This window comes from Streptomyces sp. NPDC047971 (assembly GCF_040653355.1).
Taxonomy (GTDB): domain Bacteria; phylum Actinomycetota; class Actinomycetes; order Streptomycetales; family Streptomycetaceae; genus Streptomyces.
This window is the reverse complement of the sequence record NZ_JBEZNW010000012.1, coordinates 1-25,844: the sequence shown is the minus strand read 5'-3', so window position 1 is coordinate 25,844 and position 25,844 is coordinate 1. Positions and strand designations below refer to the sequence as shown.

Sequence of the window (25,844 nt, the reverse complement as noted above, 5' to 3'; positions counted from 1 at the left end):
TCCCCCGCACGACGACCCCCTCGATCCACCCCTCCACACACCCTCTCCTCGGCCTCCTCTTCCCCTTTGCCGTTTCTTTAGCGCCGTTTGACCGATTTAGTTTGCCTGAAGCAACCATCCATCTCTATGGTTGCCCTAAGCAACAAGATGCATCGGGTCATGGGGTCGCAGTGGACAAGCCGAACCGGTACGAGAACCTCGCCCGACAGGTCAGCGCCATCGGCGCGGTCAAGCGCGGGATGGCCCGCTCACTGCCCGCCGACTGCCCCAGCGGCTCCGCGATCGTCCTCGCCCTGCTCAAGCACGACGGGGACATGCGGATGAGCCGCATCGCGGAGCGGATGGCCGTCGACATGTCGGTCAGCAGCCGCCACGTCTCCCACGTCGTCGACCGCGGCTGGGTCGAGCGGCTGCCCGACCCCGCCGACCGGCGCTCCCGCATCCTGCACCTCACCGCCGAGGGCAGGGAGAAGCTCGACGAGCTCGACCGCCGGCTGACCGCGATGCTCACCCGCAACCTCGCGGACTGGTCCGACGACGACGTCGAACTGCTCACGCACCTGCTGGCCCGCCTCCGGGACTCCTTCGGGGACTGCCGGGCCCACCACGCCTGACGCACCCGCCCGACAGCACCCGCCCGACAGCACCGGCCCGAAGCGCCGGCCCGACAGCACCCGGCCGAGGCACCGGCCCGACCGCACCCGCCCGACAGCACCCGCGTACCAGCAAAGGACGTTCATGGCCACGACAACACCCGCCCCGCCAGCGCAGGCGGGCGGCCACACCTCCGGCACCGGGGCGCCCATGACGCACCGGCAGATCATGGAGGCGCTCTCCGGGCTGCTGCTCGGCATGTTCGTCGCCATCCTGTCGTCGACGATCGTCTCCAACGCCCTCCCCGAGATCATCACCGACCTCGGCGGCGGCCAGTCCGCCTACACCTGGGTCGTCACGGCCGCGCTTCTCTCCATGACCGCGACCACCCCGCTCTGGGGCAAGCTCGCGGACCTCTTCTCCAAGAAGCTGCTCGTCCAGGTCGCGCTGATCATCTACGTCGCCGGCTCGGTGGTCGCCGGACTCTCCCAGAACACCGGGATGCTCATCGCCTGCCGTGTCGTCCAGGGCATCGGCGTCGGCGGCCTGACCGCCCTCTCCCAGATCATCCTCGCCGCGATGATCGCCCCGCGTGAGCGCGGCCGGTACAGCGGCTACCTCGGCGCCACCTTCGCCGTCGCCACCGTCGGCGGCCCGCTGCTCGGCGGCGTCATCACCGACACCGACTGGCTCGGCTGGCGCTGGTGCTTCTACGTCGGCGTGCCCTTCGCGCTGATCGCGCTGCTGGTCCTCCAGAAGACGCTGAAGCTCCCCGTCGTGAAGCGCAAGGTCAAGGTCGACTGGACCGGTGCCTTCGTCATCAGCGCCGCGGTCTCCCTCCTGCTGATCTGGGTGACCTTCGCCGGCGACAAGTACGACTGGATGTCCTGGCAGACGGCCGCCATGGTCGGCGGCTCCGTCGTCCTCGGCGCGCTGTTCGTCCTCGTCGAGTCGAAGGCCGACGAGCCGATCATCCCGCTGCGCCTCTTCCGCAACCGGACCATCACCCTCGCCTCCCTCGCCTCCCTCTTCGTCGGCGTCGCGATGTTCGCCGGCACGGTCTTCTTCAGCCAGTACTTCCAGCTGGCGCGCAACGAGTCGCCGACGATGTCCGGCGTCCTCACCATCCCGATGATCGCCGGTCTGTTCGTCTCCTCGACGGTCTCCGGCATGATCATCACCAAGACCGGCAAGTGGAAGGCGTGGCTGGTCAGCGGCGGTGCCCTGACGACCGGCGGACTCGGTCTGCTCGGCACGATCCGCTACGACACGGAGTACTGGCACATCGCGCTCTTCATGGGCGTCATGGGTCTGGGCCTCGGCATGATGATGCAGAACCTGGTGCTCTGCACGCAGAACCAGGTGGCCCCGGCCGACCTCGGCTCCGCCTCCTCCGTCGTCACCTTCTTCCGCTCCCTCGGCGGTGCGATAGGTGTCTCGGCGCTCGGCGCGGTGCTGGCCAACCGGGTCACGCACTACGTCCAGGACGGCATGACCGCCCTCGGTCCGAAGGCCGCGGGCATGGCCGGCGGCGGTTCGGGCGGCGGCATCCCGGACATGGACAAGCTGCCCGCCCCGATCCGTACCGTCATGGAGGACGCGTACGGGCACGGTGTCGCCGACGTCTTCCTCTACGCGGCGCCGTTCGCGCTGATCGCCTTCCTCGTGACGCTGTTCATCAAGGAGGTCGCGCTGAAGAGCGGTTCGGCCCCCACGGCGGACGCGACGCAGGACGCCCCGGAGGAGCCGGTGGCCGCCGTGGCGGACACCGCGACCACGTCCACGGTGACGACCGGCCTGACCATCGGCGGCACCGTCCGCACCGCCGAGGGCGCCGACCTCGTCGGCGCGACGCTCACGCTGATCTCGCTCGGCGGGCAGCAGCTCGGCCGCGCGGTCGTCGGCGCCGAGGGCCGGTACGCCGTCGACGCACCGGCAGCGGGTTCGTACGTCCTGATCGCCTCCGCCGACGGCTTCCAGCCGCAGGCATCCACGGTCGTCGTGAACGACGGCCCGCTCGACCACGACGTCCTCCTGACCGGCACCAGCGGGCTCCACGGCTCGGTGACCGCGGCGGAGACGGGCGCGCCCGTCGACGGGGCGATGGTCGTGATCACCGACGTCCGGGGCGAGGTGCTGGCCACCGGCAAGTCGGGCGCGGACGGCGGCTTCGCCTTCGGCGAGCTGGTGCCGGGCGCGGTCACGGTCGCGGTCACCGCGGCCGGCTACCGCCCGCAGGCGCTGCCCGTCGAGATCGGCGGCCAGGGCGCGACCCGGCTCGACGTGGCGCTCGCGGCCGGAGCGGTCGTGCACGGCACGGTCCGCGCGGGACTCGACCACCGGCCGCTGGCCGACGCCCGGGTGACCCTGGTCGACGCCGCCGGGAACGTGACGGCCTCGGCGACGACGGACATGGACGGCGCGTACGCCTTCGCGGACCTGGACGCCGGTGAGTACACGCTCATCGCGACCGGCTACCCGCCGGTGGCCGGACGGCTGACCGTGACCGGAGCCGGGGTCGACGGCCACGACATCGAACTCGCCCACCCGGGCGAGTGACCGACTCCCGGGCGCGCTCCGAGCGGAGGCGCGACCGGGTCCGGGGCGGCAGGGGTCATGGGGACGGCCTGCCGCCCCGCTGTTCTCTGGGAAGAGTGAGGTACGGATGGGACTGCACGCACAGGTACGGACCCGCGACGGGTGGCCGGTCCAGCACGCGGTGGTGACCGTGACGGACGGCTCGGGCGGACAGGTCCTGCGGGCGGCGGCCGACGGGGACGGAGTCGTACGGGCCGAGGGCTCGCTGGTCCCCGGACCGTACACGGTGGTGGTGACCGCGCTCGGCTACGCGCCGGACGCGCGCACGTCCCTGGTGGGCGGGACCGGGCGGGCCGAGGTCGGGACGGTCGTCCTGGCCCGCACGGGCGGCACGGAGCTCCCGCCGCCGGGGGTGTGGAGCCTGGACGCGGCGCACTCCTCGGTGGGGGCGGTGGCCCAGCACCTGGGGATCTCCAGCGTGCACGGCCGGTTCACCGAGTTCACCGGCCGGATCGAGATCGCGCCGGAGGTCCTGGCCTCGCGGGTGGAGGCGGTCATCGCGGCCGACTCCGTCGACACCGGCAACGGCCTGCGGGACAAGCACCTGCGATCCGAGGACTTCCTGGACGTGGACCGCTTCCCGGAGATCACGTACCGCAGCTCGGCGCTGCGCGTGGCCGGGCCGGACCGGTGGACGGTCGACGGCGAGCTGACCCTGCGGGGCGTCACGCGACCCGTCCCGCTGGATCTCACGTACCTGGGGACGGGCGCGGACCCGTGGGGCGGGGTGCGGGCGGCGTTCCGCGCGGAGGCGGAACTGCGGCGCGAGGACTTCGCGATGAACTACAACCAGGTGGTGTCGGCGGGCATCACCACGATCGGCGCGACCCTGCGGGTGACGCTGGACGTCCAGGCGGTACGGGAGGGCTGAGCCCGGCGCGGAGGTCGACGACCCGCGGCTCGCCGGAGGTCCCCCGCCCGCGCCGCGCCCTCGGGAGCCTTCGGGTTCAGGAGCTCCCGGCCTCGGGAGCCCTCGGCCCCAGGAGCCTTCGGGTTCACACCCGCGGGAGGTCCGGGGCTCTCGGCCTCAGGAACCCTCGGTCTCAGGAGCCCCCAGCCTCAGGAACCCTCGGCCGCAGGAGCCCTCGGCCTCAGGAACTCTCGGCCGCAGGAGCCCTCGGCCTCAGGAACTCTCGGCCTCGCGGGACACCATGACTTCGATGCCCGCGATCAGGATGTCGAGCGCGTAGGAGAAGTCCCGTTCCCAGATGTCGCTGACGCTGCCGTGCGAGGCTCGTTCGGCGAACAGCTCCTCCATCTTGGCCATCGGCTCGGCGAACTGCGGCTCCTCGCGGAAGGCGGCGACGGACTCCGTGTAGAACTCGTCCTGCGTCATGCCCGCCTCGGCGGAGCGCCGGGCGAACAGGGCCTCCGCCGTGCCGTATCCGTACACGAACTGGAAGACCGCGGCGAGCGTGCCCGGCTGCCCGTGGACGGGGAGTCCGGTGGCCCGGACGGCGTCCTGGATCGAGGTCCCGACGGCGAGCGCCCTCGGCCCGACGTTCAGGTAGCTGCCCACGCAGGCGGAGACCCACGGGTGCCGGACCAGCATCCGGCGGTATCCGAGCGCGAGGACGCGGAGCCGGTCGCGCCAGTCCCCGGCAGCGGCGACGGCGTCCAGGTCGATGGAGCCGTACACGGCGTCGAGGGCGTACTCGATGATGTCGTCCTTGGTGTCCACGTACCAGTAGAGCGACATCGCCGTGACGCCCAGCTCGCTCGCCAGCTTGCGCATCGAGAGCCCGGCGAGGCCGTCCTCGTCGAGCATCCGGATCGAGGTCGCCACGATCCGGTCGCGGTCGAGGCCGGCCGGGCCGCCACCGCTGCGCTGGGTCGGCCGTTCGAGCCATACGGAGGAACGCGCCGGGTTCTTGGCCCGGTCTGCGGCCTTGACCATCGCGTTCCTCCGTGAGCTCACTCCGTCAGCGGTCCGTCACCATGCTATGCAGCCGCCTCCCTCTTCTCGGACCGTTCCGCGCGGCGCAGCAGCGCCGCGGCGAGCAGACCGCCCGCGAAGACGGCGATGGCGCCGACCAGCTGGCTGGTCTGGAGACCGGTGGCGAACGCCGCGGAGATCTCCGCCCGTTCGGCGTCGCTTCCGGCCGCCGCGAGGGCGGCGGGCAGCGAGGCCGCGGTGACGGCGACGAGCGCGGCGAACCGGGCGTTGAGCACGGCGCCGAGGACGGCGACGCCCAGGCCGTTGCCGAACTCGGCGAGGGTGCCGTTGATGCCGGCGCCCACGCCCGCCTTCTCCGGCGGGATCGCGCTCATGATGGCGTTGGCCATGGCCGGGGAGGAGACGGCGATGCCGCCGCCCATCAGGACCAGGCCGAGCAGCATCCCCCAGTAGCTGCCGTCCGTACCGCCGCCGAGCACGGCGATCGAGGTGAGACCGCCGGCGACCAGCGACATGCCGAGGACGACGGCCGCCGGGGTGCCGATCTTCATCACCAGCTTGGGGCCGATACCGGTCAGGTTGAGGCCCACGATCGTCAGCGCGAGGGGCGCCATGCGGAGACCGGCCTCCAGCGGCTCGTAACCGAGCACGAACTGCAGGTGCTGGGTGAGCAGGAAGAGCGAGCCGCCCATGCCGAAGACGACGAGCAGCGAGCCGCCGATGGCCCCGATGAACTTCTGGTTCCGGAAGAAGTGCATGTCGAGCATCGGGTACGGGGTGCGCAGCTCCCAGAGCGCGAAGGCGCCGAGGACGAGGACACCGAGGGCGGCCGGGACCAGCACCTCTGCGGAGGTCCAGCCGTGTTCGGGACCGGTGATGATCGCGTACACGACGGCGGTCATGCCGATCGTGGAGAGCAGCGCGCCGAGCAGATCGGGGCGGTCGCCCTGCGGGTTCTTCGACTCCGGTACGAGCTTGAGGACGGCGACGAGGCCGACAGCCGCGACCGGGATGTTGATGAGGAAGATCATTCCCCACCAGAAGTGGTTCAGGATCACGCCGCCGATCAGCGGGCCCGCGGCGAAGCCGAGCGAGCTGACGGTGGACCAGAGCGCGATGGCCTTGACCCGCTCGGAGTCGTCGAAGATCTGCATGACGACGGCGAGGGTGGTGGTCATCAGGAGCGCGCCGCCGACGCCCATGCCGGCCCGGGCGGCGATCAGCTGCGCGGTGGAGTCGGCGAGTCCGGCGGCGAGCGAGCCGAGGCCGAAGAGCGCGAGACCGACGGCGAGGAGCTTCTTGCGGCCGTAGCGGTCGGCGGCGTTGCCCGCGGTGAGCAGAAGGCCGGACTGGACGAGCGAGTACGCGTTGATCATCCACTGGATGTCGGTGGTCGTCGCGTGGAGCTCGGAGGTCAGCGAGGGGATCGCGACGCTCAGGACGGTGTTGTCGAGCAGCACGGTGAGCTGGGCGAGACAGATGACGCCGAGGATCAGCCAGCGCTGCGGATGCCCGCCGGGGGTGGCCTTCCCGGCGGTGGGTTCGTTCGCGGCGGTCGTCGCCGTCATGGACAGCACTCCTTGTACGGTGTACGGGACTCGGTCTCGTACACCGTACAAGGGTCTCTCTTACGCTGTATAGCGGTTATTTCCTCTGCGTCAGGTCGTAGAAGGTGGCGCCGTCCACGGTGACCTCCTCGAAGGTGGCCGTGACCCACGCGGAGATCTCCGAGCCGCCGCCCATCCCGCCGCCACCACCCATTCCGCCGCCGTTGCCGCCGACGAAGTAGTGGATCTTCCCCTGGGCCACGTACTGCTTGAACTGGGCGAGGGTCGGGGACGGGTCGCTGCCGTTGAAGCCGCCGATCGCCATCACCGGCTTTCCGGTGGCGAGCTGGTAACTGGCCGCGTTCTGGGCGCCGATGGCGGCCGCGACCCAGGTGTGGTCGTCGGCGCCGGCGAGGAGGGTCGCCTTGGCCTTGGAACCGACGGACGCCCCGTTGAGCAGACCGCCCATGCCGCCGGGGCCGCCGCGCTCCCTGCCCGCACCGCCGTCCCCCCGGGCGCTTCCGCCGCCGTCGCCCTGCGGAGGCGTCCCACCGGGCATCATCCGCCCACCCTGCCCGCCGGGCATCTGACCACCCGGACCGCCGGGCATCTGTCCCCCCTGCCCGCCGGGCATACGGCTCCCCGGGCCGCCGTCCGCCCGGCCCGTGCCGCCCCCGTCGACCATCCCGTACATCGCGCGCGGGCCGCCGCGGCCACCCCCGGGGCCGCCCATCGCACCGCCCGCCGGGCCCGCCGTCACGATCGACCCCTGATGGCCGGTGCTCAGCGTGGAGAGGGTGTACGCGACCGGGCCCGCGAGCCCCGCCGCCAGACCGAGCCCCGCGAGACCCAGCCCGATCCGCCGGTCGAGCCGTCCGGCGAGCAGCAGCCCGAGCGCCGCGGCCGAACCCGCGATCAGGACCGCCCAGCGCAGCCACGGCATCCAGTCGGGAGTCCGGCCGAGCAGGACGTACCCCCACACCGCCGTCCCCGCCACCGTCACCGCGAGGGCCGCCGAGGCGAGGAACCTGGTGCGCTCCTCCCACAGGACGCTCGCGCCCATGCCGACGAGCGCGGCGATGGAGGGCGCAAGGGCCACCGTGTAGTACTCGTGGAAGATGCCGGCCATGAAGCTGAACACGGCCAGTGTCATCAGCAGCGAACCGCCCCAGACCAGGAACGCCGCCCGCGCGGTGTCCGTCCTCGGCGCACGCCGGGTGACGACGAGCCCGGCGAGGAGCAGGATCAGCGCGGCGGGCAGCAGCCAGGAGATCTGGCCGCCGACGGCGTCGTTGAACATCCGCCCGATGCCCGTCTCGCCCCAGCCGCCTCCCGGACCGCCGCGGCCTCCGCCGCCGACGCTGCCGGTCTCGTTGCCGTTGATCCGGCCCAGACCGTTGTAGCCGAAGGTCAGCTCCAGGAAGCTGTTGTTCTGCGAGCCTCCGATGTACGGGCGGGAGGACGCCGGCCACAGCTCCACCAGGGCCACCCACCATCCGGCGGAGACGATCAGCGCGAGCCCCGCGAGGGCCAGTTGCCCCATCCTGCGACCGAGGCCGACCGGGGCGCACACCGCGTACACGAGCGCGAGCGGCGGCAGGATCAGGAACGCCTGGAGCGTTTTGGCGAGAAAGGCCAGGCCGAACGCGACTCCGGCCCACACCAGCCACCGCGTCCCGGTCTTCGCGTCTTCGAGGGCCCGCAGGACGCCGTACACGGCCACGGTCATCAGCAGGGCCAGCAGCGCGTCCGGGTTGTTGAAGCGGAACATCAGCGCGGCGACCGGGGTGAGCGCGAGAACCAGGCCCGCGAGGAGACCGGCTCCCGCGCCGAACCGGCGTCGTACCGCCGCGTAGACGACGGCGACGGTCGCCACCCCCATCAGCACCTCGGGGAGCAGAATCTGCCAGGACCCGAGCCCGAAGAGGCGCACGGACAGCGCCATCGGCCAGAGCGCGGCCGGCGGCTTGTCGACGGTGATGGCGTTCGCCGCGTCGAGCGAGCCGAAGAAGAACGCCTTCCAGCTCTCGCTGCCGGCCTGGACGGCGGCGGAGTAGAAGGAGTTCGCGTAGCCGGAGGCGCTCAGGTTCCAGAGGTAGAGCAGGGTGGTGGCGAGGAGGAGACCGAGGAACGCGGGGCGCACCCAGGGGGCGTCCTCGGCGCGCCCGCGCCAGAGTCGGGCGATGCGGCCGGTCCGGGGCGACGGAGCGGCGTGGCCCGCGGGCCCGGCGGGCCCGGCGGGGGTGTCGTACGTGGTGGTCATCGGGTGTTCCTTGAGGGCGAGGTGTCCGGGAAGACCCAGAGCCGGAAGAGGAGGAAGCGCACGACCGTCGCGGCGAGGTTGGCCACGATCAGCACGGCGAGTTCGGTGGAGTGCGCGGGATCGCCGGTCGCCGAGCCGAGCGCGGCGAGCGAGCCGCTGGTCAGGGCGAGGCCGATGCCGAAGACGACGAGGCCCTGCGCCTGATGGCGGACGGCCCGGTCCCGGCCCCGCACGCCGAAGGTGAGTCGGCGGTTGGCGGCGGTGTTGGCGACCGCCGACACCAGCAGTGCGCCGGCGTTGGCGAGTTGGGGACCGACACCGAGCCTGAACAGCGAGTACAGCGCCAGGTAGAACAGCGTCGACAGCGCGCCCACGACACAGAAGCCGACCAACTGCCGGGCCAGCCCGCGCGGAACGCCCGTGAGCTCGCGGTCCCGGGGGTCGTCGCCGAAGGGCCGGGCGAGCCGGTCGAGCGGCAGCGAGCCGGTGGCGAGCGCCCGGCCCACCCGCCAGACGCCCTTCAGGTCGTCGGTGGCCGTCCGCACGATGTGCACCGTGGAGTCGGGGTCGTCGACCCAGTCGACGGGCACCTCGTGGATGCGGAGCCCGGCCCGCTCGGCGAGCACGAGCATCTCGGTGTCGAAGAACCAGCCCGTGTCCTCGACCATCGGCAGCAGCCGGGCGGCCACGTCACCGCGGATCGCCTTGAAACCGCACTGGGCGTCGGAGAACCGGGCGGCGAGCGAGCCGCGCAGGATCAGGTTGTAGGCCCGCGAGATGAACTCGCGCTTCGGCCCGCGCACGACCCGCGAGGACCGGGCGAGCCGGGAGCCGATCGCCAGGTCGGAGTGGCCCGAGATGAGCGGTGCCACGAGCGGCAGCAGGGCGTTCAGGTCGGTGGAGAGGTCCACGTCCATGTAGGCGAGGACGGGCGCGTCCGAGTGCGACCAGACGGTACGCAGCGCCCGCCCCCGCCCCTTCTCCTCCAGCCGCACCGAACGCACCTCGGGCAGCGTCGCCGCGAGTGCGGCGGCGACCTCGGGGGTCCGGTCGGTGGAGGCGTTGTCGGCGACGGTGACGCGGAAGCCGTACGGGAAGGTGCGGGAGAGGTGGTCGTGGAGCCGCAGGACGCACGGCTCCAGGTCCTTCTCCTCGTTGTAGACGGGAATCACCACATCGAGGACGGGCCGCCCGGCCACGCCCACGGGCAGGTGTTCCCGGGCGGGGAGGGTGCCCGCGATCGTTTGGATTCGCATGGCACAGACCCTCGCCGGGACCGCTGTCACGGCTGTGTGATGAGCCTGTGGCCCGGCTGTGAGTGGGGCGGGACGCCGGGTTGGTCAGGCCCGCTCAAGGAGCGGCGGAGTCCGGTGGTGTGCTCAAGGGGCGGCCACGGCGGAGCCCGGCGGTCCGCTCAAGGGGCCACGGCGGAGCCCGGCGGTCCGCTCAAGGGGCCACGGCCGAGTCGGACCCCGCAAGGGCGACGGAGCCCCGCGGCTCCGGAGCGAGCGCCTCGGCGGGACCGGACCCTTCCACGGGCAGCGCCACGGTGAAGACGGTCTCTCCCGGACGGCTCCGCACGGTCACCTCTCCGCCGTGGGCGACCGTCACCGCCCGCACGATGGCGAGCCCGAGCCCGGTGCTGCTGCCAACGGCCCGACGGGTGCGGGAGGCGTCACCACGGGCGAACCGTTCGAAGACGACGGGAAGGAGCTCCGGCGGGATGCCCGGCCCGTCGTCCCCGATCTCGACGAGGGCGCGTCCGCCCTCCGCTCGTACGCGCGCGGTCACGGTCGTGCCGGGCGGGGTGTGGGTGCGGGCGTTGGCGAGCAGGTTGACGAGGACCTGGTGGAGACGGGCGCCGTCCGCCCGTACCGACACGGCGGTCCGGGGCAGTTCGAGCCGCCAGCGGTGGTCGGGTCCGGCCGCGCGGGCGTCGGAGAGCGCGTCCACGACGAGCGGGGCGAGATCGGTGCTCTCGTACGAGAGCGGGCGTCCGGCGTCCAGCCGGGCGAGCAGCAGCAGGTCCTCGACGAGCCCCGTCATCCGCGTCGCCTCGGACTCGATCCGCCCGAGGGCGTGCCGGGTGTCGGGCCCGCACTCCTCCCGGCCGCGCCGCGTCAGCTCCGCGTACCCCCGGATGGAGGCGAGCGGTGTACGCAGCTCGTGACTGGCGTCGGCGACGAACTGCCGTACCCGCGTCTCGCTCTGCTGACGGGAGTGGAGCGCGGAGTGGACGTGGTCGAGCATGCGGTTGATGGCCGCGCCGACCTGTCCGACCTCGGTGCGCGGGTCCGCCTCCGCGACACGGTGGTGGAGGGCCGGCTCGCCGCTGTGCAGCGGCAGTTCGGAGACCTGGGTGGCGGTGGCGGCGACCCGCCGCAGCGGCCGCAGCGCGATCCCGACCAGCGCCCCGCCGGCCAGCGAGGCGGCGACGAGCCCGGCGCCGGTGACGCTCACCTCGACGAGGACGAGCGTGGAGAGGGTGTCCTGGACGTCGGCGAGCGGGATGCCGACGAGGTAGTCCCCGCGGCTCCCGGAGGCGTATGCGACCCGGTAGTCGTCCATCCCGGGCAGCTCGACGGTGTGCGGCGAGCCGTCGCGCGGAACGGCGGCGAGGGCGGCGCGCTGCGCCGCGTCCAGGGCCTGGGCGCGGTACTTCGGGCCGTACGTCCCCTGTTCCTCCTCCTGGGACACGGCGGCGGCCGGCAGCTCGCCGTCCACGACGGACGCGCCGACCGTGCCGAGCGGGGCGCCGGGGCCGGTGAGGAATCCGAGCGCGTCGCGCGCGTCGCCGGGGATCGGCATCGGCAGGTTCTGCGGCGGCCCGGCGGCCCGGTTGGCGATGCCCCGCAGCTGCCCGTCGGCCTGGTCGTACAGATAGGACCGGAACGCTATCGTCGTCACCGTCCCGATCACCGTGGCGACGATCGCGATCAGGGTCACGGCGGAGACGACGAGCCGCGTGCGCAGCGACCAGGAGCGGGAGCCTCGCATCGGTCGCCCTACTCCCCCGGCTTGATGAGATAGCCCGCCCCGCGCCTGGTGTGGATCATCGGGGCGCGGCCCGCGTCGATCTTCCGCCGCAGGTACGAGATGTACAGCTCGACGACGTTGGCCTGGCCGCCGAAGTCGTAGGACCACACCCGGTCGAGGATCTGCGCCTTGCTGAGCACGCGGCGCGGATTGCGCATGAGGTAGCGCAGCAGCTCGAACTCGGTGGCCGTGAGGTGGATCGACTCGCCGCCCCGGGTGACCTCGTGACTGTCCTCGTCCAGCGTCAGGTCGCCGACGGCGAGCAGCGACTCGTCGCGGGCCTGCGCGGCGCCGGAGCGCCGGATGAGACCGCGCAGCCTGGCCACGACCTCCTCCAGGCTGAACGGCTTGGTGACATAGTCGTCGCCGCCCGCCGTGAGGCCGGCGATCCGGTCCTCGACGGCGTCCTTGGCGGTCAGGAACAGCACCGGCACGTCCGGTTGCTCGCGCCGCAGCCGGCCGAGGACGGAGAGCCCGTCCATGTCGGGCAGCATCACGTCGAGGATCACCGCGTCGGGCCGGAACTCGCGCGCCGCGCGCAGGGCCCCCGCCCCGTCGCCCGCGCTGTGGACCTGCCAGCCCTCGTACCGCAGGGCCATGGAGAGGAGTTCGGCGAGCGACGCCTCGTCGTCCACGACGAGAACGCGGACGGCCGAGCCGTCGGGCCGGGTCATGTCGGTACGCCCGCGGGGCTTGGTGGCAGTCATACGGCCACGCTTCCCGGACGCACTGAGATCTCCCTTTCGCTTACCTGTGAATTCCCTGAGAAAGCCGGGGGAACAGCTCGGCGCCGTTGTCGTGGAGGACCCGGCGCATCCAGTCGTCGCCGAGCCCGAGCCGTTCGAGGGCCTGGAGCTGGTGGGCGTACGGGTAGGGGATGTTCGGGAAGTCGGAGCCGAGGAGGATCTTGTCCTCCAAGGCGCGCAGGCGGGGGAGTTCGGCGGCGGGGAAGGGGGCGAGGCGCTCGCTGAAGTCGGTGAAGGCCATGGTGGTGTCGAGGTGGACGCCGTCGTACCGCTCGGCGAGGTCGAGGAAGTCCGTGTACTCGGGCATCCCCATGTGCGCGACGATGAGCCGCAGCGCGGGATGGCGGGAGAGCAGCCGCCCGATGGGACCCGGGCCGGTGTACTTCCCGGGTGCGGGACCCGATCCGCAGTGGATGACGACCGGCGTGCGCGCGTCCGCGAGCGTCGCCCAGGCACCGTCGAGCAGAGGATCGTTGGGGTCGAAGTCGCCGACCTGGAGGTGGACCTTGAAGACGCGCGCGCCGTCGTCGACCGCCTTGCCGACGTACGCGGTGGCGTCCGGCTCCGGGTAGAGGGTGGCGGTGCGCAGGCAGTCGGGCGTACGGGCGGCGAAGTCGGCGGCCCAGGTGTTGAGCCAGGTCGCCATGCCGGCCTTGTGCGGATAGAGCATCGAGGTGAAGGCGAGGACGCCGAACTCCCGCAGCAGAGCGACCCTGCGGTCCTCCTCCTCGCGGTAGGTGATGGGCCACTCCATGCCGGTCAGGGGGCCGACGGAGTCGAAGTAGGCCCAGACCTTGTCGAGGACGTTGCGGGGCATGAAGTGGGTGTGGACGTCGATCAGTCCGGGCAGACCGAGCCGCCGGACGAGGCTCCGGACGACCTCGACCGTCTCGTCCACCCCGGCGGCGTCACCTTCCCTGTCCGAGCCGCCCACCCTGGCCGCGCCGCTCGCCCCAAAAGCCCCGTCAGGCCCATCAGCCTTCTCAGGCTCATCAGCCTTGTCAGACCCATCAGCCTTGTCAGACCCAGGGATCTCAGTTGCGCACAAAGCCGTAGCTCCGTTCGACCTTGCCGATGTGGACGCTGTAGCTCTCGTACCAGTGCTCCCGGCCACGACGCTTGGCCGCCCGGTGCTCGTCGTTGTCCCGCCAGGCGTCCAGGGACTCGATGTCGCGGAAGTACGCGACGGTGATGCCGATGCCGCCGGGGGTGCGGGCGGACTCGTACCCGAGGAAGCCGGGAAGCTCGGCGACGATCTCCCGCATGCGGGCGTTCGTGGCGGCGTATCCCTCGGGGTCGTCGGGACGGACCGAGGTGAAGACAGCGGTGTAGTAGGGCGGTTCGAGGCCCGCCACCAGGCTTGCGGTCATGTGGATCACCCTCCGCCGGGCGGGGCGGGTGTGTCCACAGGAGCCGCCGGAAGGGATCCAAGTCTTTACTCCGCGACGATCCCGACGCTCCCGACGACCCCGACACTCCCGACGCTCTACGGGAACAGCCCGTCCTGGACGTCGGTGCTCGCCTTCCGCACGGGCACGGTGACGCGATGGCCGGGGTCGACGGCGACGAGTCCCCAGCCGCGGACGATCCGGGTGTCGAGGGCGAGCACCCGGCCTTCGGCGTCGAGAAGGTGCAGGTCGGGCCCGGCGGCGGCGAGGAGGCGGCCGGCGACGACGCCGTCGGCGCGAAGCTCGGTGACGGTCCCGGCGAGTCCGGGAAGCGCGTCGAGCCGGAAGGCCACTGCGTGGTCGCGCACCGCGCAGGGAAGCGTCTCCAGGGTGTCGCCCCAGGCCGGCAGCGCGACCGCCGAGCGATACAGCTCCTCGATCTCGTGCCGTCGTGCGTCCGGACCGGGCAGCTCGTGCCGCACGGCGCGCTTCCGCTCGTACGGGATGCGGTCGGGCACCTTCAGGGCGTGCCGCAGCAGCTCCTCGGTGCGCCGGGCCGCCATGAGCGGACCCCGCCCGAGCCAGCTGAAGGCGACGGCCCCCTGCTCCAGGAGCCGGGCGTCACCCCGCTCCTCGCCGGTGATCCCGACCTTGGTCATCCCGGGCCCGAACCAGGCGAGGTACACGCGGTACGTCCGCGGATCGTCGGCGATGGTGTCGGCCGCGACCGAGTGGACACGGTCGAGCCGCGCGCACTCGGGACACTGCCCGCCGGTGGCCCGCGGGGGCACGGCGGCCGCGAGCGGGCAGGGATTCCCACGGGCCCCCGGACACAGGCGCTGCCCGACGGCCCGGAAGGCGACCTGCTGTCCGTACGCGAGCGCGGAAACCCGTCCGCCCTCCCAGCGGAGCCCGGGCACGCCCCCGCTCCACCGCATTCCCGTACACCGCCACGTCACGGAACCAGTCTCCACCGAGGGTCTGACAGCGACGACGACGGAGGCCCCCGGGGACGTGTCCCGGGGGCCTCGCACGCGTACGACGTTTGACGACGGCCTGACTACCGCGCGACGAACTGCGTGAGGATCGCCTGCACTTCGTAGATGTCCACACCCTTGGTGAAGGTCTTCTGGACGGGAACGGAGTTGCCGGAGATCCAGATCTTCAGCTCGGCGTCGAGGTCGAACGTGCCGGCGGTCTCCACGGCGAAGTGCGTGATGCTCTTGTACGGGATCGAGTGGTACTCGACCTTCTTGCCGGTGATGCCCTGCTTGTCGACGAGCACGAGCCGCCGGTCGGTGAAGAAGATGGTGTCGCGGATCAGCAGATACGCGGCGTGGATCTGCTCCCCCTGCCCGAGCAGCCGCGCGTACTCCTGCTGCGCCTGCGCCGGATCGATCTTGTGCGCGTTCCCGAAGAGCGCCATACCCAACCCCCACGATGAGAAGAAAGAACGATCTTCCGACCTTATCCCGCCGAACCGGCCGCCCGGCGGGATCGGGCCGTGCCGTCGGTTGCGCGGGGCAAGGATCAGCGCATCCTGGAGGTGACGCCTCTCCGAAAGGGCCGGACCATGGCTACTGTTCACCGCCCGACGGACATCGAAGCATCCGCCGTCGAGGTCTTCAGGCTCGAACTGAGCGAGGACGAACAGAGCGCGCTCCATGCGGATCCCGAGCGCTTCGTGAAGGACCTGATGGAACGGGACGGGCACACGGTCAACCGCGTACTGGTCGACACGGCGATCCTCAAGGCCGAGTGCCCCGGCGGCTCGTACGAGCTGGTCCACCTTCTCTCGCCACCACACCGCCGCTCGGACCACGCGCTCAGGTGCATCCCCCTGAAGTGAGCCCCGGCGCACGAAACGCGACTCGGCGATCCCCCCTCAACCCCGGAGCACTTCACGCGCCCGCGCGAGCCGGGCCCTGGCCTCCGCGATCCAGTCGTCGTCCAAGGCGAGTGGTACCTGGACGCAGATGCCGGTGCCGGGCGCGTCGCGGACCTCGATGACGAGAGGGTCCTCGGCCATAAAGCGGAGGTACGCCGTACGGCCTTCTCTGGGCCAGTCGCCGGCGAACACCTCGTCGTCGTCCTCGGGAGCGTCCTCCATGGCTTCCTCCACGGCGTCGAGGAGGTGGCCCCACTCCTCGACTTCTTCGTCGAAGACGCCCATCCGCACGGAAGCGTTCACGAAGCCGCTTCGGATCTGGATCTCCGCGTCGAAGTAGCGGCCTGAGACCCCGGTGAAGGACGGGCTGGTCGACAGCAGCCGGACCACGACACTCTGTGTTCCGCTGTCCAGCACGATCAGCTCCAGCGGTTCCCCGGCTTCGGCCACGGTGCCCATCCCCTTCATACCGTTGCTGTACTTCGCTGCTGTACACCCCGGAAACGCAAGAGGCCCGGACTCTCGTCCGGGCCTCTCAGGCTGTGCACTCGGCAGGATTCGAACCTGCAACCTTCTGATCCGTAGTCAGATGCTCTATCCGTTAAGCTACGAGTGCTTGTGCTTCTCGGCTTTTTTCTTGCCGGTCGGCGTTGCGTGGACAACATTACATGACCTGCGCCGTAGCGCGAAATCCATTAGCCAGACCCCCTCTGACCTGCGGAAACGCCATCTGGGGGCTCCTCCCCGGATGCGCGCCCTCCGCCGGACGGGTGACCCGCGTGGGCTCGCAAGGGGCTGGAACGGCCGAAGCCCCGGCCTTGGGGGCCGGGGCTTCGGTGTGGGGCGGAGGCGGAGGGATTTGAACCCTCGATGGGCTTTAAGGCCCAAACCGCATTAGCAGTGCGGCGCCATAGACCGGACTAGGCGACGCCTCCATGCACCTCGCGCGGGCGCGAACGGTGCGTGCAGATGATGACACAGGCGAGCCCGGTGTCACCAATCGCTTCTCACCGTACTAGCCCTCCGGGGCCAAGGGCAAAGCCCCTCGGCCCATCCCGGTTGCGCAACGAACGGCAGTACGGAGCGTTAGAGGAGACGGGCCCGAGCCCATGGCCCCCACCCGCCTCCCTGGAGTTCGTATGCTGCGCCGACTCGTACTCGCCACCCTCGCCACCACCGCCGCGGGAGCCGCCGGGCTCGGGCCCGTGCCGCCGCTGCCTCTGCTCTCGCCCGCGCCGGCGTCGGCTTCGGCGCAGGCGCCGGACGTGCTCACGGTGACGATCAGCAAGAGCGGACACAAGGAGGCCGACGGCACGTTCCGGCTCGACTGCGACGGCGAGCCCGGCGGCGACCACCCCGCCGCCGCCCGCGCCTGCGCCCGGCTCTCGGAGCTCGCCAAGCAGAAGCAGGACCCCTTCAAGCCGGTCCCCAAGGACACGCTCTGCGCGCAGCAGTACGGCGGGCCCGTCGTCGCCCGCATCACCGGCGACTGGCGGGGACGCTCCGTCGACGCCGGCTTCTCCCGTGCGAACGGGTGCGAGATCGACCGCTGGGAGAACCTGGAGCCCGTGCTCCCCCGCGTGCGGGGATGAGGTGAGGATGACGTTCGGATGTTGCCGGGGGCATGAGACCTCTCCCCGGGACCGCCGGAGCAGCCCTTAGACTCCTCGCAGTGACAGGCTGCGGCCCGAGGGGCAAGATGGGGCCGGCCAGCCGGGCAAGGTGCAGTGGGTCAGGGAGGAAGCGTCGTCGTGAGCAGCAGGCCATCCCGAGGCGCTGCTCGCCTCGCAGCCATACTTGACGCCCTCCCCGACGGCCTCGTGCTCGTCAACTGCAACGGCACGGTCGTCAACGCCAACACCATCGCCCTCGGCATGTTCGAGACCCCCGGCACCGCGCTCGTCGGGCGCGGTCTGCTCGACCTGCTGCCCGGGTTCGACTCACGGCTGATCCCCGGCTCCATGCGGCGCCCCGAGGGAACCGACGAGAGCGGCCGTACGAAACCGACCCGGATGATCGCCCGCCGGACGGACGGCAGCGAGTTCGCCGTCGAGGTCACCAGCGCCAACCTGGAGGACGGGCGCGAGGCGTACGACTCGTACAGCGCCTACACCGGCGACGAGCTGCTCATGCTCGTCGTCCGCGACCTCACCGGCACCCTCGACACCGAGGCCGAACTCGCCCGCTCGCAGCGCCAGACCGAGATGATCCTGCGCGCCGCCGCCGAGGGCGTCGTCGGCACGGACACCGACGGGCGGGTCGTCCTGGTCAACCCCGCCGCCGCGCAGATCCTCGGCTTCCGCGCCAGCGATCTCGGCGGCAAGGAGCTGCACCCGCTGATCCTGCACTCGCGCGCGGACGGCGAGCCGTTCGCGTACGAGGACTCGCCGCTCGCCGACACGCTCAAGTCGGGGCGCAAGCACCGTGTCCGCGGCCAGGTGCTGTGGGCGAAGAACGGTTCGCGGGTGCCGGTCGACCTGACGACGGCTCCGGTACGGGACGGCGACCAGCTCGTCGGCGCGGTGATGACCTTCACCGACCGCCGGCCGTACGAGCAGCTCGCCCAGGAGCAGGAGTCCGAGCGCGTCGGCCTCGCCGAGAAGCACGCCGCCGAGCTCGCCGAGCTCAGGGAGGGCCACGAGGAGCGGGCGAAGGCGGACAAGGAGCGGTACGAGGCCCTGGCGGGCCGGCACGAGCAGCTGACGGCCGTCCTCGGCGAGTCGCTGCGCGGTCCGCTGGAGGAGCTGCGGACGGAGCTCTCCACGCTCGCCGCCGACGACGCCGGCCAGCTGTGGCCGGAGGCCAACCAGCTCCTGCACCACCTGGCCGCCGGGTACGCCCGGATGACCACCCTCGTCGACAACGTCCTCGGCTACCAGCGACTGGACGCCGGGGAGGAGACCCTCGGCACGGCCGTCGTCCTGCTCGACGGGGTCGTGACCGCGGGTGTCGACGGGGCCGTGGAGCTCATCGGTCCCGGCCGGGCGCAGTTCGCCGTGCACGCGCCGCCGATCGAGGCGGAGGTCGACGCGGGCCGCCTCGCGACCGCGCTCGCGCACCTGGTCGCGGACGTGGCCGGCGTCGACTCCACGGGCAAGGCCCGGGTCGTCCCCGGCGCGGGGTACGCCGACTCGACGATCGTGGTGGCCGCGGCGCAGCGCGGCGATGTCGTACGGATCGAGGTGCGCGGACCGTACGCCGGCGGCGACCCGGTCCACCAGCCGATCGTGCGGGGGATCGTGGCCGCGCACGGTGGCGTGGTGCAGACCCATGAGGTGCCCGGGACGACCGGCGGCGCGTACGTCCTGGAGGTGCCGCTCGGGGCCGGCAGGGGCACGGTCGCCGCGCCGCCCGCCCCCACGGCGGCCGAGACGCCGGTGGAAGCGACGGCGGACGCCGCGACCGCGCCGGAGTCGGGTCCGAAGACCGATGCCGAGGACCGGGCCGCTCCGGCCGGTGGGCAGCTCGCGCTGCCCGCACAGGCATCCGACACCCAGGGCGGCGGACGGCGTCGCGCCCGGCGGGCGTCCACCGACGCCTTCCTGGAGAGCCCGGTGGCTCCCGAGGGCGCGAGCGCCGGTGCGGGCGAGCCGACCGGACGGCGCCGAGGCCGTACGGAGGAGGCCCCGGCCGCCCCCGCCGAACTGATCCCCGCCCAGAGCGCGGGCGGCGCGCCCGCCGCCGAGCCGACCGGCCGCCGTCGCGGCCGGCCCGCCGAGGGCTCCGTGGTGACCGCCGCCGAGGGCGCGCAGGGGCGTGCCGCGCTCGGGGACGCCGTGCCCCCGCAGGGTGTTCCCGTACCCGCCCAGGGCGTTCCCGCCGAGGCCCCCGCCCTCGCGCGGGCTGCCCTGCCCGCCGTCGCGAGCGGCGATCAGGCGGGCGACGAGCGGCCCACCGGCCGGCGGGCACGCCGCGCGCTCGCCGCGCAGGAACGGACCGCCGCCGCCGAGGCCGGTCCACGTACGCCGTTCGCGCTGCCCCCGGCCGACGCCGACCGCGCTCCGGAGCCGGCCGCCCAGCCCGCACCGCAGGCCATGGCCCTGCCTCAGCCGATGCCGGTGATGCAGGCGATGCCGGCGGCACAGGTGAGCGACGAGGGGCGGCACGACGCCGCGGGGTCCCTGCCGGACGCCGACCACACGCCGCCGCAGTCCCACCCGCAGGCCCACCCGCAGCCTCTGCCCGAGCCGACCGGTCGGCGTCGTGGGCCGGGGGTCGCCGAGGAGACGCGGAGCGGCACCGGATCCGTACCGCTGCCTCCCGAGATGCCCGCGCCCGCTGCCCCGGCCCCTCAGGCGGCTCCGGCGGCCCCGGCGGCTCCGGCGGCTCCCGGCAACTCGACCGCGCCTGCCGCGCCTGCCGCCCCTGCCGCTCCGGCCGCCCCTGCCGCTCCCAGGGACGCGACGCACAGCGGGCGGGCGTTCAGCGTGCGGACCCTCGGACAGGGCGTGCCCTTCGCCCAGCAGATCGCCGCACAGCAGGCCGGTACGCAGCAGGCGGGTACGCAACAGAGTGGTACCCAGCAGGGCGGTGCGTCGCTCGGCGGTGGGTCGCTCGGCGGCGCTTCGCAGAACGGTCAGAGCAATGGCTCCGGGCGGCGGCGCAAGCTGGCCACCCCGCCCGAGGGCGACCGTCCGGCGCCGGCGACGGCGCCCGCTCCCGCGCCGACGGCACCGGCGGAGGCCGCCGCCAAGGCGCAGCCGAAGCTCGCCCAGCTCGCTCAGACGGCGCCCGAAGGCCGTTCCTACGCCATAGGGGCGCCCGCCGAGGGCGCCGCCGAGGGCCCGGAACCGCTCGACGGGCCCGGTGGTGCGGTCGAGGTCGCCAACAAGCCGCTGCCCCAGCCCGTCGACGACGAGCTGCCCCCGGAGCCGCTGGACAACCCGCGTCGGCTGCTCGTCTGGCCCGCGCCGGACGTCTCCACCCAGCAGGCGCTGAGCGACCGCGGCTACCGCCCGGTGATCGTCCACTCGCGTGAGGAGGTCGACGCCCAGATCGCCGCCTTCCCGGCCGCGCTGTTCGTCGACCCGCTGACCGGGCCCATCACCCGTACCGCGCTCCAGTCCCTGCGCCAGGCGGCCGTCGCCGCCGAGGTGCCCGTGCTGCTCGCGGCCGGGCTCGGGCAGGCGACGCGGGAGGCGGCGTACGGCGCCGATCCCGCCGTACTCCTCAAGGCGCTGGCGCCCCGCGACAGCGAGCAGCACCCCTCGCGCGTGTTGCTCATCGAGGAGAACGACCACATCGCGCAGGCGCTCGCGGCCACCCTGGAACGGCGCGGGATGCAGGTGGCGCGGGCGGCGGCGGACACCGACGCCGTCACGCTGGCCACCCAGATCCGGCCGAACCTGGTGGTGATGGACCTGATGCAGGTGCGTCGCCGGCGCGCCGGGATCATCGACTGGCTGCGGGCGAACGGTCTGCTGAACCGCACGCCGCTCGTCGTCTACACCTCGGCGGACCTCGACGAGGCCGAGCTGCCGACGCTGTCGTCCGGCGAGACGGTCCTCTTCCTGGCGGAGCGTTCGAACAGCAACGAGGTGCAGGCCCGGATCGTGGACCTGCTCGCGAAGATAGGGACCAACTGAGAAGGAGGGGAGCGGTGGACACCGCTCCCCTCCTTCCGTCAGGACTCCGTACGCCCGGACTCCTCCCGTACCGGAACTACAGCTGGGTCACGTCCAGCTCGCCCTCCGCGTACTGCCGTCGGATGACCTTCTTGTCGAACTTGCCGACGCTCGTCTTCGGCACGGCGGGCACGATCGCCCAGCGCTCCGGGAGCTGCCACTTGGCGATTCCGCCCTCGTCGGCGAGGAATGCCTTGAGCGTCTCGTAGTCCGCCGTCGCGCCGTCCTTGAGGACGACGGTCGCGAGCGGGCGCTCGCCCCACTTCTCGTCCGGCACGGCGACGACCGCCGCCTCGGCGACCTCGGGGTGGGCCATGATCGCGTTCTCCAGCTCGACGCTGGAGATCCACTCGCCGCCGGACTTGATGACGTCCTTGGCGCGGTCGGTGAGCGTGAGGAAGCCGTCCGGGCTGATGACGCCGACGTCTCCGGTCTTGAGCCAGCCGTCCTCGCTGAACTTGTCGGCGGGGCGGATCGGCTCCCCGTCGGCACCGCCGAAGTACGAGCCCGCGATCCAGGTGCCGCGCACCTCCAGCTCACCGGCCGACTCGCCGTCCCAGGGCAGGTGTTCGCCGCCGGGGCCCACCAGCCGGGCCTCGACACCGGCCGGGAAGCGGCCCTGCGTGATGCGGTACGGCCACTCCTCCTCGGCGGTCAGCCCGGCCGGCGGGTGGGCCATGGTGCCGAGGGGGGAGGTCTCCGTCATGCCCCAGGCGTGGCAGAGGCGGACGCCGAGCCTGTCGTACGCCTCCATGAGGGAGGGCGGACAGGCCGCGCCGCCGATGGTGACCTGCTTCATGGAGGAGATGTCGCGGGGGTTGGCGGTGACCTCGGCGAGCAGGCCCTGCCAGATGGTGGGGACTGCGGCGGCGTGGCTCGGCTTCTCGCGCTCGATCATCTCGGCGAGCGGGGCGGGCTGCAGGAAGCGGTCCGGCATCAGCATGTTGATGCCGGTCATGAAGGTGGCGTGCGGCAGACCCCAGGCGTTGACGTGGAACTGCGGGACGACGACGAGGGTCGTGTCCTTGCCCGTCAGGCCCATCGACTCGGCCATGTTCACCTGCATGGAGTGCAGGTAGATGGAGCGGTGGGAGTAGACGACGCCCTTCGGGTCTCCGGTGGTGCCGGAGGTGTAGCACATGGCGGCGGCCGAACGCTCGTCGATCTCCGGCCAGTCGAAGGTGGTGGGGCGGCCCGCGATCAGCTCCTCGTAGTCGTGCACGCGGGGCGTCACACCGTCCAGGGCGGAACGGTCGCCGGGGCCCGCGACCACGATGTGCTCGATGGTCGGCAGGTGGGGGAGGAGCGGAACGAGGAGGGGGAGCAGCGAGCCGTTGACGATGACCACGCGGTCGTCCGCGTGGTTGACGATGAACGCCAACTGCTCGGGGGGAAGCCGCAGGTTGAGGGTGTGCAGGACGGCGCCCATGGACGGGATGGCGAAGTACGCCTCGACGTGTTCGGCGTTGTTCCACATCAGGGTGGCGACGCGCTGGTCGCCGGTCACGCCGAGTTCGTCGCGCAGGGCGTTCGCCAGCTGGCTCGCGCGGGCACCCGCCTCCGCGAAGGTGCGGCGCTGCGGCTCGGGCTCACCCGTCCAGGTGGTGATCAGTGACTTCCCGTGGATCGTCATCCCATGGTTCAGGATGCGGGTCACGGTCAGCTGTACGTCCTGCATGGTGCTCAGCACGGCGTCCTCCCGGTGGGCGCTACGTGGCAGTAAGGGTGTGGAGATTCTGCGCACGTACCGCGCGGTATGTCACTACCCGGGAGTACGGAAATTGCCAGTGATTACTGGCGGATGCCGTCCCGACAGCACCCGGTCACCGCCGGGAACGGCACGGGGCGGGGGTCCGGGGCGGGGTCCGCGGCGCGGTGCGGGTCACGGTCGGGGCGGGGATTGAGGGGCATGGTGGGGGTGCGGGGCGCGGTTCTGGGGTGCGGGGCACGGTGGGGGGCGCGGTGCGCGTCGCCGTACCGGCGGGTGGTGCGCGTCGCCGTACGGGCGGGTGGTGCGCGTCGCCGTACGGGTGGGTGGTGCGGGTCACCGCCGGGGAGGGCGGTGGGGGTCACCGCCGGGGAGGGCGGGGGAGAGCTGTGCGGGAAGAGGAGCTGTGCGGGTCACCGCCGGGGAGGGCGGTGGGGGTCACCGCCGGGGAGGGCGGTGCGGGTCACCGTACGGGGGTCAGCTCCGGGTCCTCGCGGAGCTTGCCGAGGGCGCGGGAGACGGCGCTCTTGACCGTGCCGATCGAGACGCCGAGCACTTCCGCCGTCTGCGCCTCGCTGAGGTCCTCGTAGTACCGCAGGACGACCATCGCCCGCTGGCGGTCGGGAAGCTTCATGACCGCGCGCCACATCGCGTCGTGCAGCACCTGCTGCTCGGCCGGGTCCGGCTCGGGCAGCCCGGCGGGCTCCGGCAGCTCCTCGCAGGCGAACTCGTCGACCTTGCGCTTGCGCCACTGGGACGTCCGGGTGTTCAGCAGCGCCCTGCGGACGTAGCCGTCCAGGGCACGGTGGTCCTCGATCCGCTCCCAGGCGACGAACGTCTTGGCGAGGGCGGTCTGCAGGAGGTCCTCGGCGTCGCAGGGGTTGGCGGTGAGGGAGCGCGCCGTGCGCAGCAGGACGGGCCCGCGGGCCCGTACGTACGAGGAGAACGACGGGTAGCCGACGGTCGTCACGGCGGTCCCGAGGGCGGCCGTGGAGGCGCCGGCGCAGACGGGGCCAGAGGGTGGCGGAGTCATGACTCCACGCTAGGAGCGGCGACTCCCCGGGGGATCGGCCCCAGGTCCCGACCCGCACTCCGCCTCAGGTTGTAGGGGTGGGGACGGCTGGACCTCCTGAAGGTGGAGAGGGGGTACGACGGCCTCAGGGTCGGGACGGGGGACCCGGCCGCCGCCCCGGTCGCCCCGCACCCGCACCCGCACCCCCACCCGAAGGGGCCCGCACCTCAGTCGTCGGCGCCCAGGACGAGGCCCGAGGTGGGGACACCCGTGCCCGCCGTGACCAGCGTCCTGGACGCGCCGGGTATCTGGTTCACGGACGTGCCCCGCACCTGGCGTACGGCCTCCGCGATGCCGTTCATCCCGTGCAGATACGCCTCCCCCAGCTGGCCTCCGTGCGTGTTCAGCGGCAGCGCGTCCGCCGCCACGAAGTCGGCCGCCTCGCCGCGTCCGCAGAAGCCGAACTCCTCCAGCTGCATGAGGACGAACGGGGTGAAGTGGTCGTAGAGGATGGCCACATCGATGTCACGGGGCGCCAGCCCCGCCGACCGCCACAGCTGCCCCGCCACGACCCCCATCTCCGGGAGGCCGGTCAGTTCGTCGCGGTAGAAGCTGGTCATCGCCTCCTGGTTGCGTCCTGCCCCCTGCGCGGCCCCGACGATGACCGCGGGCGGCCGGCGCAGGTCGCGGGCCCGCTCCACGGACGTGACGACGATCGCCTGACCGCCGTCGGTCTCCTGGCAGCAGTCCAGGAGCCGGAGCGGCTCGACGATCCAGCGCGAGGCGGCGTGGTCGGCGAGCGTGATCGGTTTGCCGTGGAAGTACGCGGCGGGGTTGCGGGCGGCGTGCCGACGGTCGGTGACGGCGACGTGGCCGAAGACCTCGGGGGTGAGCCCGTACGTGTGGAGGTAGCGCTGGGCGATCATGGCGACCCAGGAGGCCGGGGTGAGCAGCCCGAAGGGGAGCTGCCAGCCGAGCGCGGCGCCTTCGGCGGAGGGCTCGCGCTGCTGGACGCCCGAGCCGAAACGGCGCCCCGAGCGTTCGTTGAACGCCCGGTAGCAGACGACGACGTCGGCGACCCCGGCGGCGACCGCGAGGGCGGCCTGCTGGACGGTGGCGCAGGCGGCCCCGCCTCCGTAGTGGATACGGGAGAAGAACGACAGCTCGCCGATCCCGGCCGCCTGGGCGACGGTGATCTCGGGGCTGGTGTCCATGGTGAAGGTGACCATGCCGTCGACGTCGGCGGGGGTGAGCCCGGCGTCGTCGAGGGCAGCCCGCACGGCCTCGACGGCGAGCGTGAGCTCGCTGCGTCCGGAGTCCTTGGAGAACTCGGTCGCCCCGATGCCGACGATGGCGGCGCGGCCGCCGAGACGGTCGGCGCTGCGGATGCTCATGCGCCCGCTCCGTCCGGCCGCCGTTCGACCCCTGGCCCGGACGGCGGCGAGGGGGAGGGAGTGGGGGTGGGTGTAGAAGACCGGGTTGAAGACGGGTGACTCACCGGGCTTGACGGGGCGGGGGTGATCCAGACCGTACGCGATCGACC

General features: G+C 72.4%; 20 protein-coding genes and 2 tRNA genes. 6 read left to right on the top strand and 16 right to left on the bottom strand.

Going from position 1 to position 25,844, the window contains the following annotated elements; all coding sequences use genetic code 11:
• Positions 1-170 precede the first annotated feature (170 nt).
• From AB0D99_RS14090 to AB0D99_RS14080, 3 genes are all read left to right on the top strand, one after another.
• Positions 171-614 carry a MarR family winged helix-turn-helix transcriptional regulator gene (locus AB0D99_RS14090; protein ID WP_362360220.1) on the top strand — a complete coding sequence of 148 codons (444 nt, stop codon included), beginning with the start codon at positions 171-173 and terminating at the stop codon, positions 612-614.
• Positions 615-738: 124 nt separating this feature from the next.
• A complete protein-coding gene (locus tag AB0D99_RS14085) occupies positions 739-3,153 on the top strand; it encodes a DHA2 family efflux MFS transporter permease subunit (RefSeq protein WP_362360217.1) in 2,415 nt (804 codons plus the stop codon).
• A gap of 106 nt (positions 3,154-3,259) precedes the next feature.
• Complete coding sequence (locus tag AB0D99_RS14080) at positions 3,260-4,063, top strand: YceI family protein (protein ID WP_362360214.1); 804 nt, start codon at positions 3,260-3,262, stop codon at positions 4,061-4,063.
• 252 nt (positions 4,064-4,315) lie between these two features.
• Here AB0D99_RS14080 and AB0D99_RS14075 read toward each other — a convergent pair whose 3' ends face one another.
• The 10 genes from AB0D99_RS14075 to AB0D99_RS14030 all read right to left on the bottom strand — a co-directional run bounded on the left by AB0D99_RS14075 (position 4,316) and on the right by AB0D99_RS14030 (position 15,495).
• Complete coding sequence (locus AB0D99_RS14075; RefSeq protein WP_362360211.1) at positions 4,316-5,089, bottom strand: TetR/AcrR family transcriptional regulator C-terminal domain-containing protein; 774 nt, start codon at positions 5,087-5,089, stop codon at positions 4,316-4,318.
• A 44-nt stretch (positions 5,090-5,133) separates the two neighbouring features.
• Positions 5,134-6,657: an MFS transporter gene (locus AB0D99_RS14070; RefSeq protein WP_362360208.1), complete on the bottom strand. Its 1,524-nt coding sequence runs from the start codon at positions 6,655-6,657 to the stop codon at positions 5,134-5,136.
• 76 nt (positions 6,658-6,733) lie between these two features.
• A complete protein-coding gene (locus tag AB0D99_RS14065) occupies positions 6,734-8,899 on the bottom strand; it encodes a glycosyltransferase family 39 protein (protein ID WP_362360205.1) in 2,166 nt (721 codons plus the stop codon).
• Complete coding sequence (locus AB0D99_RS14060; protein ID WP_362360202.1) at positions 8,896-10,155, bottom strand: bifunctional glycosyltransferase family 2/GtrA family protein; 1,260 nt, start codon at positions 10,153-10,155, stop codon at positions 8,896-8,898. The genes AB0D99_RS14065 and AB0D99_RS14060 overlap by 4 nt, the downstream gene beginning before the upstream one ends.
• Positions 10,156-10,345: 190 nt before the next feature.
• Complete coding sequence (locus tag AB0D99_RS14055) at positions 10,346-11,896, bottom strand: HAMP domain-containing sensor histidine kinase (RefSeq protein WP_362360199.1); 1,551 nt, start codon at positions 11,894-11,896, stop codon at positions 10,346-10,348.
• An 8-nt stretch (positions 11,897-11,904) separates the two neighbouring features.
• Positions 11,905-12,642: a response regulator transcription factor gene (locus tag AB0D99_RS14050; RefSeq protein ID WP_362360196.1), complete on the bottom strand. Its 738-nt coding sequence runs from the start codon at positions 12,640-12,642 to the stop codon at positions 11,905-11,907.
• A 40-nt stretch (positions 12,643-12,682) separates the two neighbouring features.
• Complete coding sequence (locus AB0D99_RS14045) at positions 12,683-13,579, bottom strand: amidohydrolase family protein (RefSeq protein WP_362360193.1); 897 nt, start codon at positions 13,577-13,579, stop codon at positions 12,683-12,685.
• 136 nt (positions 13,580-13,715) lie between these two features.
• Positions 13,716-14,051, bottom strand: a complete 336-nt coding sequence (locus tag AB0D99_RS14040; protein ID WP_362360190.1) for an antibiotic biosynthesis monooxygenase — start codon at positions 14,049-14,051, stop codon at positions 13,716-13,718.
• Between the two features lie 116 nt (positions 14,052-14,167).
• Positions 14,168-15,007, bottom strand: coding sequence for a DUF2797 domain-containing protein (locus AB0D99_RS14035; protein ID WP_362360187.1), 840 nt, complete (start codon positions 15,005-15,007; stop codon positions 14,168-14,170).
• A 122-nt stretch (positions 15,008-15,129) separates the two neighbouring features.
• On the bottom strand, positions 15,130-15,495 hold the full coding sequence (locus AB0D99_RS14030; RefSeq protein ID WP_362360184.1) for a PH domain-containing protein: 366 nt from the start codon (positions 15,493-15,495) through the stop codon (positions 15,130-15,132).
• Positions 15,496-15,642: 147 nt separating this feature from the next.
• Here AB0D99_RS14030 and AB0D99_RS14025 point away from each other — a divergent pair, with 147 nt between their 5' ends.
• Positions 15,643-15,918 carry a hypothetical protein gene (locus AB0D99_RS14025; protein ID WP_362360181.1) on the top strand — a complete coding sequence of 92 codons (276 nt, stop codon included), beginning with the start codon at positions 15,643-15,645 and terminating at the stop codon, positions 15,916-15,918.
• Between the two features lie 36 nt (positions 15,919-15,954).
• Here the strand turns inward: AB0D99_RS14025 and AB0D99_RS14020 are convergent, their stop codons facing one another.
• The 3 genes from AB0D99_RS14020 to AB0D99_RS14010 all read right to left on the bottom strand — a co-directional run bounded on the left by AB0D99_RS14020 (position 15,955) and on the right by AB0D99_RS14010 (position 16,892).
• A complete protein-coding gene (locus tag AB0D99_RS14020; protein ID WP_362360583.1) occupies positions 15,955-16,416 on the bottom strand; it encodes a DUF5959 family protein in 462 nt (153 codons plus the stop codon).
• Positions 16,417-16,500: 84 nt separating this feature from the next.
• A tRNA-Arg gene (locus tag AB0D99_RS14015) sits at positions 16,501-16,573 on the bottom strand.
• A 228-nt stretch (positions 16,574-16,801) separates the two neighbouring features.
• Positions 16,802-16,892 (bottom strand) — tRNA-Ser (locus AB0D99_RS14010).
• Between the two features lie 204 nt (positions 16,893-17,096).
• On the opposite strand from AB0D99_RS14010, the gene AB0D99_RS14005 reads away from it, so the two are divergent.
• Complete coding sequence (locus tag AB0D99_RS14005; RefSeq protein WP_362360178.1) at positions 17,097-17,549, top strand: SSI family serine proteinase inhibitor; 453 nt, start codon at positions 17,097-17,099, stop codon at positions 17,547-17,549.
• A gap of 159 nt (positions 17,550-17,708) precedes the next feature.
• Positions 17,709-21,542: a PAS domain-containing protein gene (locus AB0D99_RS14000; RefSeq protein WP_362360175.1), complete on the top strand. Its 3,834-nt coding sequence runs from the start codon at positions 17,709-17,711 to the stop codon at positions 21,540-21,542.
• 76 nt (positions 21,543-21,618) lie between these two features.
• Here the strand turns inward: AB0D99_RS14000 and AB0D99_RS13995 are convergent, their stop codons facing one another.
• From AB0D99_RS13995 to AB0D99_RS13985, 3 genes are all read right to left on the bottom strand, one after another.
• Complete coding sequence (locus AB0D99_RS13995; protein WP_362360172.1) at positions 21,619-23,271, bottom strand: long-chain fatty acid--CoA ligase; 1,653 nt, start codon at positions 23,269-23,271, stop codon at positions 21,619-21,621.
• A 481-nt stretch (positions 23,272-23,752) separates the two neighbouring features.
• On the bottom strand, positions 23,753-24,322 hold the full coding sequence (locus AB0D99_RS13990; protein WP_362360169.1) for a SigE family RNA polymerase sigma factor: 570 nt from the start codon (positions 24,320-24,322) through the stop codon (positions 23,753-23,755).
• 206 nt (positions 24,323-24,528) lie between these two features.
• Complete coding sequence (locus AB0D99_RS13985; protein WP_362360580.1) at positions 24,529-25,695, bottom strand: lipid-transfer protein; 1,167 nt, start codon at positions 25,693-25,695, stop codon at positions 24,529-24,531.
• Between the last annotated feature and the right edge of the window lie 149 nt (positions 25,696-25,844).